Annotated in this window: 9 protein-coding genes, 1 tRNA gene and 1 pseudogene; 5 read left to right on the top strand and 6 right to left on the bottom strand. The window is 71.0% G+C overall.

The window, feature by feature from the left end; all coding sequences use genetic code 11:
- Positions 1–1,249, bottom strand: a 1,249-nt coding sequence (locus FGF04_RS29670) for an enolase C-terminal domain-like protein (RefSeq protein ID WP_149514452.1), incomplete at its 3' end; no start/stop codon positions are given.
- Positions 1,250–1,378: 129 nt separating this feature from the next.
- Here FGF04_RS29670 and FGF04_RS29675 point away from each other — a divergent pair.
- Positions 1,379–2,203, top strand: a complete 825-nt coding sequence (locus tag FGF04_RS29675; protein WP_149514359.1) for an IclR family transcriptional regulator — start codon at positions 1,379–1,381, stop codon at positions 2,201–2,203.
- Positions 2,204–3,068: 865 nt separating this feature from the next.
- Positions 3,069–3,197 (top strand): LPFR motif small protein, encoded by a 129-nt coding sequence (locus FGF04_RS41720; RefSeq protein ID WP_263973004.1) that lies wholly within the window; start codon positions 3,069–3,071, stop codon positions 3,195–3,197.
- 83 nt (positions 3,198–3,280) lie between these two features.
- Here the strand turns inward: FGF04_RS41720 and FGF04_RS29680 are convergent, their stop codons facing one another.
- Positions 3,281–4,468 carry an FAD-dependent oxidoreductase gene (locus FGF04_RS29680; RefSeq protein WP_149514360.1) on the bottom strand — a complete coding sequence of 396 codons (1,188 nt, stop codon included), beginning with the start codon at positions 4,466–4,468 and terminating at the stop codon, positions 3,281–3,283.
- A 103-nt stretch (positions 4,469–4,571) separates the two neighbouring features.
- Here FGF04_RS29680 and FGF04_RS29685 point away from each other — a divergent pair, with 103 nt between their 5' ends.
- Both FGF04_RS29685 and FGF04_RS29690 read left to right on the top strand, forming a co-directional pair.
- A complete protein-coding gene (locus tag FGF04_RS29685; RefSeq protein WP_149514361.1) occupies positions 4,572–5,327 on the top strand; it encodes a TetR/AcrR family transcriptional regulator in 756 nt (251 codons plus the stop codon).
- A gap of 108 nt (positions 5,328–5,435) precedes the next feature.
- Positions 5,436–5,508 (top strand) — tRNA-Arg (locus FGF04_RS29690).
- An 84-nt stretch (positions 5,509–5,592) separates the two neighbouring features.
- On the opposite strand, the pseudogene FGF04_RS41355 reads toward FGF04_RS29690, so the two are convergent.
- The 3 genes and pseudogenes from FGF04_RS41355 to FGF04_RS29700 all read right to left on the bottom strand — a co-directional run.
- Positions 5,593–5,770, bottom strand: a pseudogene (locus FGF04_RS41355) (site-specific integrase); the annotation flags it as partial.
- 311 nt (positions 5,771–6,081) lie between these two features.
- A complete protein-coding gene (locus FGF04_RS29695) occupies positions 6,082–6,504 on the bottom strand; it encodes a peptidase inhibitor family I36 protein (protein WP_149514362.1) in 423 nt (140 codons plus the stop codon).
- A gap of 96 nt (positions 6,505–6,600) precedes the next feature.
- Complete coding sequence (locus FGF04_RS29700) at positions 6,601–7,506, bottom strand: hypothetical protein (RefSeq protein WP_149514363.1); 906 nt, start codon at positions 7,504–7,506, stop codon at positions 6,601–6,603.
- Between the two features lie 38 nt (positions 7,507–7,544).
- On the opposite strand from FGF04_RS29700, the gene FGF04_RS29705 reads away from it, so the two are divergent.
- On the top strand, positions 7,545–8,045 hold the full coding sequence (locus tag FGF04_RS29705) for a glutathione peroxidase (protein ID WP_149514364.1): 501 nt from the start codon (positions 7,545–7,547) through the stop codon (positions 8,043–8,045).
- A gap of 70 nt (positions 8,046–8,115) precedes the next feature.
- Here the strand turns inward: FGF04_RS29705 and FGF04_RS29710 are convergent, their stop codons facing one another.
- Positions 8,116–9,843: an MFS transporter gene (locus FGF04_RS29710; RefSeq protein ID WP_149514453.1), complete on the bottom strand. Its 1,728-nt coding sequence runs from the start codon at positions 9,841–9,843 to the stop codon at positions 8,116–8,118.
- Between the last annotated feature and the right edge of the window lie 152 nt (positions 9,844–9,995).

Raw genomic sequence — 9,995 nt, forward strand, 5'->3', positions numbered from 1 at the left:
CCCCCAACCCCTTCTCCACATACAGCTCGTGCGCCGCGAGCAACCGCTCCACGTCCAGCTCCACCCCCAGCCCGGCCGCGTCCGGCACCGCCACCTCCCCGTCCACGATCCGCGGCGGCCGCACGGTGAGCCGCTCCAGCCCCTCCTGCCAGATCCAGTGCGTGTCCAGCGCGTTGTACTCCCCCGGCGCCGCCGCCCCGCAGTGCGTGACCATCGCCAGCGAGATGTCGAAGTGGTTGTTGGAGTGGCACCCCCAGGTCAGCCCCATCGCGTTGCACAGCTGCGCCACCCGCACCGACCCCTGCATGGTCCAGAAGTGCGGGTCGGCCAGCGGGATGGACACCGACTGGAGCGCCAGCGCGTGCGTCAGCTGGCGCCAGTCCGTGGCGATCATGTTGGTGGCCGTCGGCAGCCCGGTCGCCCGCCGGAACTCCGCCAGGACCTCCCGCCCCGAGTACCCGTCCTCCGCCCCGCAGGGGTCCTCGGCGTAGGCGAGCGTCCCGACGAGCGGCCCGCACAGCTCGACGGCCTCGCGCAGCGACCACGCCCCGTTCGGGTCCAGCGTGACCCGCGCCCCGGGGAAGCGGTCCTTGAGGGCCCGTACGGCCGCGACCTCCTCCGGGCCCGCCAGGACACCGCCCTTGAGCTTGAAGTCCCGGAAGCCGTAGAGGTCGTACGCGCTCTCCGCCTGCCGGACGATCGCCTCCGGCGTCAGCGCCTCCTCGTGCCGGACGCGGTACCAGTCGACGTCCGAGTCGCTCTCGCGGACGTACTCCAGATCGGTGCGGCCGGAGTCACCGACGTAGAACAGATAGCCCAGCACCCGTACCGACGAACGCTGTTGCCCGTCCCCGAGCAGGGCCGCGACCGGTACGCCGAGGTGCTGGCCGAGGAGGTCGAGCAGCCCCGACTCGACGGCCGTGACGGCGTGCACGGTGGTGCGCAGGTCGAAGGTCTGGGCGCCGCGGCCACCGGAGTCGCGGTCGGCGAAGCGGTCCCCGATCGCGCGCAGGACCCGCTTGTAGTCACCGACCTTCGCGCCGACGACCAGGGACCCGGCGTCCCGCAGGGTGCGGGTGATCTTCTCGCCGCCGGGCACCTCCCCGAGGCCCGTACGGCCATCGGAGTCCTTGAGGACCACGACGTTGCGGGTGAAGTAGGGGCCGTGCGCGCCGGAGAGGTTCAGCTCCATGCAGTCGCGGCCCGCGACGGGATAGACGGCGAACTCGGTGACGGTCGGCTGGCCCATGCGTATCGGTCACCTTCTCTGTCTTCATACGCAGATGACATACACGTATGGGAACGTAGGTTAGGTCGATGAACCGGAGACGGTCAATGGCACGGTCGGTGGGCGGGGGCACGGATCTACGATGAGGCCATGCCGGAGAAGAGCGGGGCCCGGAGAGCGCGTGGAGTGCGCGGAGTGGGTGGAGTCCGCGGGGTGAAGTCGGCCGCCCGTACGGTCGCCCTGCTGGAACTGCTCGCCGCCCGCGGCGACCGCCCGGCCCGCCTGGACGAACTGGCCGAGGAGCTGGGCGTACCGCGCAGCAGCATGTACCAGCTGCTCCGGACCCTCGTCGACTGCGGCTGGGTGCGCTCCGACACGACGGGCTCCCTGTACGGCATCGGCATCCACGCCCTCCTGACGGGCACGAGCTACCTGGACAGCGACCCGTACGTCCAGGTCGTACGCCCCTACCTCGACGAGGCCTCGGACGCGCTCGGCGAGACGATCCACCTGGCCCGGCTGGACGGCCCGGACGTCGTCTACCTTGCGACGCGCGAGTCCCACGAGCACCTGCGGACGATCAGCAGGGTCGGCCGCCGGGTCCCGGCGCACGCGGGCGCCCTGGGCAAGGCGCTCCTGGCGGAACGCCCGGACGCGGAACTGCCGCTCCCGCCCGGCCCGTTGCCCGCCCTCACCCCGAACACGCACACCTCCCGCGCCGCCCTGCTCGCGGATCTCGCGGGCGTCCGCGCCCGCGGTCACTCGGTCGACCGCGGGGAGACGGTCGCGGGCATCGGCGGCTTCGGCTTCGCGCTGCGTTACGCGTCCCCGGCGACGGACGCCGTCAGCTGCTCGATCCCCCTGACCCGCCTCACCGCCTCGCACGAGGAGAAGGTGATCGCGGTGATGCGCGAGATCCGCTCGAAGATCGAGAGCACGCTCCCGTCGGCACCGGGTGCGGTGGACTGGCGCTGAAGGGGTCCGGGGGCGGGGGCCGCTCCTGGCTGAAGCATGCCGACATGTCGAGGGGCCTTGGTGCCGTACGGCACCAAGGCCCCGAAGGAACTGCTACACCATCTGCCGGCCCTGGCACTGCGCCGGCCTCTTGTCTTCAGCAGACCCGGATCACATGCTGCCGGGAATGCCGGGATCGCGGTTGCTCGACCGGAGACCACCTCACTGTCGATGTCCTGCGGTACCCGGGTCCAGAACGTTCGCCCGGGCGATCCTGATGGCGCCTCGCTCCTCCGTTCTTCCCTCGATGATCAATTGCTTGCCGAACCTCCCGGTACGCGCGCCCGCAGCCGGCGCCTTTACCGAGGTACTGCTCTCGTACTGCGCTGCGGTCCTGCTCACTGCGGTACTGCGGCACTGCTCGTGGCGGCCCCTGATCACTGCGGGCCACCCAGTACGGCGATCAGCCCCGTCACCGTCCTGCAACCGCTGGCTCCGGAACTCCACCACCGCACTGCCCTGCAAACTGCGTACCACTCCCGGCAGTTCATCTCTGCCGGGCTTTCCTGATCTCGGCTACGAGAGAAACCATAGCCACCTCACAACCCAATGTCTACTCTCGCCAGGATAGATTTTCGTGCGCCCGATAGAACGTTAATCGCCCTCGGCCGACGACGAAGGCGGGCGCGAGGGCCGGCGGACGACGAGATCCGTACGCGGCCCGGAGCACGGGGAGCCGCGGGCCGAAGCACGGGAAGCCACGGGCCGGTTTCTCCGGCAGATCGCCGGGCAACCGGCCATTGACCAGTCATTGACCAGCCGTTGACCTGTCACACAGCGGCACGCCAGATCCGGCACACCGCGCCGGAAGGAACGGAGAAGCATCATGCTGAAGGCCATCGCAGACGTCCTTCGCTCCATCGGCGGGGCCATCGCCACCGTCGTCACCCTGCCGTTCCGGGCCGTGGCCCGCCTGTTCGGCGGCGCCTCCAGCTCCGCCCACGGCCACCACTGATCGGCACCTGTCCGCGCCCCCGTACGGACAGGTAAGACGCGGACGAGTGGGCCGTACCAGGACATCGACGCACGTCACCACCCCTACGGGGCGCCGGTCATCAGGGCCAGCAGACTGTGGGGCGCGTCGTCATCGATCATGATCGAGTAGAAGCCGTCGTCGTCCGCCTCCACGGCGGCGGCACGGGCGAACATGCCTCGTTCGTACTCGGCGAGCGCCGCCTCCGCATCGCCGGGGTGCGCGGCGAGGGCCCGGCCGAGTTCGGCACCGTCCTGCATGGCCAGGTTGGCGCCCTCGCCGTTCGGCGCCCTGAGGTGGGCGGCGTCGCCGAGCAGGGTGACCCCCGGCACCCGCTCCCAGCGGTGTCCGGCCGGCAGCGTGAAGACGGGGCGCAGGACCGGCGGGGKGTCACTGTCGGCGACCAGGGCGACAAGTTCGGGCGCCCACCCGTCGAACTCCTCCACGACCCGCGCGGCCAGATCCGGGGCAGGGGCAGGGCGGGGAACGCCGACGGAACCGCTGGGGTCGAGGGGGCCGATGGAACTGACGGGGTCGACGAGGCCAAGGTCGGCGAACCAGTCCTGCGGCTTCCTCAACTGCGCGTAAGTATGCAGGGTTCCGCCGCCCTCCCGATGGCTCAACAGCCCCTTGCCGGGCGCCAGGGCGAACATCGACCCGGCGCCGACCGCCTGCGCGGAGGCGGGATGGCAGGCGCCGCCGTCGAACAGGAACGTCTCCACGCTGCAGACGCCGGTGTACTCGGGAGTGGCCGCGGAGAGCAGGGGCCGCACCCGCGACCACGCGCCGTCGGCACCGACGAGCAGCCCGGTGACGACGGTGGCGCCGCCGGCAAGGACCACCTCATGACGCCCCTCGCCGAGGGCCCGCACCCCGGTGACCTTGCACCCCCACCGGACGGCACCGGCAGGCAGTGAGTCGATGAGCAACTGCCGCAACGCGCCGCGCGGCACCTCGGGACGTCCGCCGGTGCCGTCGTCGGGCAGGTCGAGCAGCACGTTCCCCGCCCGGTCGAGGACGCGATAAGCCTCGCGGCCGGGCAGTATCAGCTTGCGGAACTCCTCCGTCAGCCCGGCAGTCTCCAGGGCCGCCTGGCCGTTGTGGGGATGGATGTCGAGCAGCCCGCCTTGGCGGCGCGCGTCCGGCGAGGACTCCGCCTCGTAGACCGCGACCGGAATGCCGTGCGTGTGCAGCACGCGGGCCAGGACCAGGCCACCCAGACCCGCTCCGATGATCGTGACCGATGCCGTCATGGTCTCCCTCTCGAAACTCACGTGACCGACCCTTGATTGGATCGGCGATCCAACAAGCTAGCACCACTTTGGATCGCCGATCCATCCATGCGATACTGGGACCATGGCGAAGAGAGCTGAGGCCGAGAAGGAGCCCTCACGAGCCCCGCGGCGTACGGACAGCCTGTCGAGGGAGCTGATCGTCCGGACCGCGATCGAGCTGCTTGACGACGGCGGCGAGAAGGCGCTGACGCTGCGCGCGCTCACCGTTCGCCTGCGCACCGGTTACGGAGCGATCTACCACCACGTCACGGACAAGGGCGACCTGCTCACGGCGGCCACGGACGACATCATCACGCGCGTCCTGGCCGAGGTGGTCCCGGACACGGACCCGCGGCAGGCCCTGCGCCGCGTAGCGGTGGGCCTGTTCGACGCGATCGACGCGCACCCCTGGGTCGGCGCCGGACTCTCCCGCGAGCCCTGGCGCCCCGCGATGCTGAACTTCTACGAGAGCATCGGCCGCCTGCTGGAAGCCCTTGCCGTCCCCGAACGGGCACGCTTCGACGCGGCCGGCACCCTCGTGAACTACGTCCTCGGCGTCGCCGCCCAGAACGCCGCGAACGCCCGCGACCGCGCTGGCGACGACACCGACAAGGCGGCCTTCCTGGAGAACGCGGCCGCACGGTGGGCGGAGCTGGACCCCGCCCGGTACCCGTTCGTGCACGCGGCGGTGACGCAACTGCGCGAGCACGACGACCGCAAACAGTTCCTGGCAGGCATAGACATCTTCCTGACCGGCATCACAGCCTTGCGCCCGCCGACGACAGCCCCGGACACGGCACCAGGTACGGCACCCCAGCACCCCACACCGAACCGCTAGACTGTGCGCGGTGCATCACCCAGGTGAGGCACCGTGTGGATGTCTGGACCCCAAGGCGTGGAATCAACCCGATACGGGCGGATTGCACCCCTTAGACCACACATCCCCGCCTTCGTAGCTCAGGGGATAGAGCACCGCTCTCCTAAAGCGGGTGTCGCAGGTTCGAATCCTGCCGGGGGCACAAGGGAAAAGGCCACCTACCAATCTTGGTAGGTGGCCTTTGACATCCACTTCTGACATCAACGAGGACGGTCACCCGCAACCGGCCGCCGCTTGAGAGGAGCGTCGCCGTTCCGTGCCGAGCGTCGTGCAGTCGGACCACGCGAAGGCCGGCGGACTCGGCGACTCCGGTGAAGGAGCGGTAGACGTTCCGCGGCTCGGTCTGGCGGCCGGTGCGGGTGGTGGAAGACGTAGCCCGACTCGTACCGCTGCTCTCCCGCTTGCTCACCGCGTCGGGGGCGGGTCGAAGGCATCGGGGCCGTACTCCAGGTCCGGCCCGCCGGCCACGACGGCAACGGGAGGGCCGACCTGGCGGTGACCGTCTCCTTCGAGAACGACCGCAGCGGGGGGGGTGTGGACCGACCCTGTCGGGTACGTCGTCCGGCTTCGCCGGTTCCGGTTCGAAGTTCCTCAGTTCCGTCGGCTTCGGCCTCGTGAGCGGATCGTGGTTCAGGAGAACGCTGCTCGGCCGAGCCGGCCGAGCAGCGTTCCCGGGGAAGGCACCCCGCCGGTCGAGGTCGGTGGAGGAGGTGCGTCAGCAGGGGCCGTTCCGCCAGCGGTTCGCCTCGCCCTGGTCGTTCGCCACGCTGTCCCAGGTGTTGCCCCAGCCCGTGTCCAGGCAGAAGGAGTTGCCGCCGTAGCCGTTGTCCGCGAAGACCTCCACGGAGCTGTACGAACCGGGGAAGCCGTTGTTGAACCAGGACGAGTCCTCGTGGGCGATGTACCGGTTGTCGGTGTCCGACCAAACGGGGTTGTCGCGCTTGAACTTGGCGATGCCGACGCCATCGAGGCTGTATTCGATCCCCTTGTAGACGCACAGGTATCCCGGGTCGCAGTTGCCGGGGTTCCGGTTGTCCCAGGTGGGCTTCGTGCCGCCGGCCTGGGCGGTGGTGGCGGCGACCGGGATCAGGACGGCGGCCAGGAGCAGCCCCGACAGGGCGCGCTTGATGGTGCGCATGGTGTTCTCCTCAGGGTGGATTGCCTCCGGCGGGCGCCGGGGCCCGCGCCCGTACCGACGGTGTCGGGCGCGCGGGTTCGGTGGGGTGGTGCGGCCTCAGCCCGACGTGGAGTCGGGCAGCGAGCGGGCTCGGGTCAGCGCTGTCGTGACCGCCCGGGTGTAGTAGCGGGTCTGGCGGGCGAACTCGTGGCGCGCGGCGTCCCGCACGTGCTCCCGTTGCAGGCGGATGCCGGTCCTGGCCAGGCCGGCCGCGCGGTTGCACTCGGCGTCCGCGACCGCGACGGTCACCTCGTGCTTCCACGCTTTCCCGGCGGTGCGGGACCGGTTCTCCTTCGCGACGGCGCCGATGGCCTCCGAGGAGTTCGAGTGGGCCAGTCCCCGTGCCTTCATGCAGGAGTGCCAGTCGGCCAGCGCCTTGGTGTACCGCGGTTCCTTCACCACCGCGTCGAAGGTGAGGTACTCCAGGTTCACCACCGCCGCCTTGGCCTCGGTCCACCTGCGCAGATCGCCGTAGAGCCGTCGGCGGGCGTCGGCCAGGCAGCCGTCGGCGCTGGTGAAGATCTGGCCGCGGCCGGGCGCGGGGACGACGATCGCGGCGCGGTCGGTGCCGTTCAGGGCGCGGTCGAACGTGGCCTTGCGTCCCGGTGTGAGAGAGGCGACGTAGCGCGCTTGGGGGCTGTTTCCGGCCACGGCGGCCTTCCCGCTCCCGTTCCCGTCGCCGGACCGGGCCGCCTCGGCCAGACCGTAACCGTGCCGGCGGGCCCAGGCGACGTCGTCCGAACCGAAGCGGCGTTCGGGTACCCCGCCGCGTGGGCCGTCCGTGTCGAGGTCGAGCCCGTACCGGAATCCCTTGTCGCGCATGCAGTCGGAAATCAGCCGCTGTTCGGCTTCGCCGAGGATCCCCCGCTCCGTGTCGGTCAGCCCGGTGCGCAGCGGACCGTCGGCCCTCTCGGACGGCCGGTCGGTGGCGGAGCAGGCCGTGACGAGCAGCAAGCCTGTCACGGCGAGCGTCCGAAGCGCGGCCGGGCTAGCATCCGTTCATGACTACAGACAACGCCTCCGTCCTCGACGTCGACATCGATGCGCTGCAAGGGGGTTCCGCGGACCTCGGCCAGTACCGGGGACGGGCGGTCCTCGTCGTCAACGTGGCGTCCAGGTGCGGATACACGCCGCAGTACGCGGGCCTGGAGCGGCTGCAGGAGCGGTACGCGGCGCAGGGGTTCACCGTGCTCGGGGTGCCCTGCAACCAGTTCCTGGGGCAGGAGCCCGGCTCGTCCGAGGAGATCGCGGAGTTCTGCTCGGCGACGTACGGCGTGACCTTCCCGCTGACCGAGAAGGTCGAGGTCAACGGGGACGGACGGCACGCCCTCTACGAGCGGCTCACCGGTTTCGCGGACGACGAGGGCCACAGCGGTGACATCCGCTGGAACTTCGAGAAGTTCCTGATCGGCCGGGACGGCACCGTGGTCGCCCGCTTCGCCCCGAAGACCGAGCCGGAGTCCGCCGAGGTCGTGTCGGCGATCGAGAAGCAGCTCGGCTGAGCGACAGAGCGGCTGAGCGCCGGCCGGGCCGGACGGGTCGTACAGGTCAGACGGGGCCTGTGAGCGAGGGCTACTCGCCGCTCCCGCGGGCCTCCTCCCGCATCTCCTCCGGGCAGCCGGTGCCCCGGGGGAGCTGGTAGGGGGCCGCCAGGCGGTACGTGCCGGCCCGGGGGGCCAGCAGTTCCGTCCACCTGTCGCCCTGGGCGTCCTCCTCGGTCTCCATCAGGCAGCCGTTGACGTTGTCGTACGTCTTCGGCTCCCCGTCCTCCCGCTGCTTGGACTCCTCGGTCTCCTGCGGCGGCTTGAGGCTCTTGCCCTGCTCGTCGACGAGCCCGAGCCACGGCGAGTACGGGATGCGGATGAGCACCCGGCCCGCCCGCTCCACCTCCAGCGTCACCTCGCCCTGCTCGGCGCGGGTGACGACGGCGGGCGGGTCCGCCATCGGGGTGGGGTCGGTGACCTCGAAGAGCTGCCAGTTGGCGTCGCCCCAGACCTGCTTCAGGTACGGCATCCCGCGCTGGACCAGCTCGCGCTCGCGCTCGCCGCCGTCGCCGTCGGGCTCGCCCTTGGGCAGGACGACGTAGTGGACGGCCCAGCGCTGCAGCCACTCGTGGTAGTTCGCGGAGTTCAGGGTGTCGTCGTAGAAGAGCGGGTTGCGCTCCATGTCCGCCTGGCGGTTCCAGCCGCGGGCCAGGTTGACGTACGGGGCGAGGGCGGACGCCTCCCGGTGGGAGCGGGCCGGTACGACCTCGACGCGGCCCTTGTCGGCGCCGGCCTCCTGGAGCTGGTTGACGAGGGGGGCCAGTTCGCGGGCCCAGGACGCCTCGGGCGTCGTGTGCATGACGTCGTCCACGGCCTTGAAGCCGATCCAGGCGTTCAGGCCGACGAACGCCACCACGATCGCGTACCACTTGCGCGAGCGCGGCGCGGTGAACGGCAGCGCGGCGATCAGCGCGACGCCCGCCAGCAGCATCGGCAGTCGGCTGATGTTGGAGCCGATCTGCGAGTTGATCAGCCAGACGAGCAGGACGGCGAGGCCGTACACCGCGGAGGTGATCCGGACCGTCACCCACTCCTTGGGGACGAGGAAGTAGACGAACACCGCGTACGTGAACGGCAGCAGGACCGACGCGAACATCATCGGCTGCGTGCCGGAGAAGGGGAACAGCCAGGCCGAGATGCCCACGACGGCGGCGGGCGCGAGGCCCAGCGCCCATGCGCCCGGGCGGCGCTTCTGCAGGAACAGCGCGACCGCGACGAAGCCGACGAAGAGGCCGGCCACCGGGGACGCGGCGGTCGCGGCCGCGGCGAGGGGTGCGGCGCACAGTGCCTTGGCCCAGCGCTTGTAGCGCCAGCGGTAGGGCCAGCAGAAGACGACGGCGGCCGCGCCGAGCGCGAAGACCATGCCGAGCCCGAAGGTCACCCGGCCCGAGGCCGCGTTGCACAGCAGCGCGAAGATGCCGGCGAGGGACGGCCACACCGGGTTGCGCACGGCGCGGCTGCGCATCAGCACCAGCGTGAGCAGACCGGCGGAGAGCGTCCCCGCGATCATCATCGTCGTCCGCACGCCGAGCACGGCCATCAGGTACGGGGACACCACGCTGTACGACACCGGGTGCATGCCGCCGTACCAGGCCAGGTTGTACGCCGAGCCGGGGTTGCGCCCCACGAACTCCGCCCACGCGTCCTGCGCCGCGAGGTCGCCCCCGCTGTTCGCGAAGGTGAAGAACCAGATGACGTGGAGGACGCCGGAGAGGGCGGTGGCGAGGAGCGCGGGGTGCCGAAGGAAGCGGCGCAGGCGGGTGCCGGAGGCGCCACCGCCCGTGCCGTTGCCATCATCCGTGCCGCTGCCGTCCGTGCCGCACGCTTCAGGGGCGCCGGCGTCCGTGTTCGGGGTGTCCGGGGTGGCCGAGGCGTCCGGAGGCGTGTCGGTGCCCGGCGCCCCGGGGG

Source organism: Streptomyces apricus (genome assembly GCF_008369065.1).
Taxonomy (GTDB): Bacteria; Actinomycetota; Actinomycetes; order Streptomycetales; family Streptomycetaceae; genus Streptomyces; species Streptomyces apricus.

Bases quoted from the DNA above. Each gene is read 5' to 3' on its own strand.
- FGF04_RS29705 (WP_149514364.1), top strand. From the start codon at position 7,545: ATGACTACAGACAACGCCTCCGTCCTCGACGTCGACATCGATGCGCTG.
- FGF04_RS41720 (WP_263973004.1), top strand. From the start codon at position 3,069: ATGCTGAAGGCCATCGCAGACGTCCTTCGCTCCATCGGCGGGGCCATC.
- FGF04_RS29675 (WP_149514359.1), top strand. From the start codon at position 1,379: ATGCCGGAGAAGAGCGGGGCCCGGAGAGCGCGTGGAGTGCGCGGAGTG.
- FGF04_RS29685 (WP_149514361.1), top strand. From the start codon at position 4,572: ATGGCGAAGAGAGCTGAGGCCGAGAAGGAGCCCTCACGAGCCCCGCGG.
- FGF04_RS29695 (WP_149514362.1), bottom strand. From the start codon at position 6,504: ATGCGCACCATCAAGCGCGCCCTGTCGGGGCTGCTCCTGGCCGCCGTC.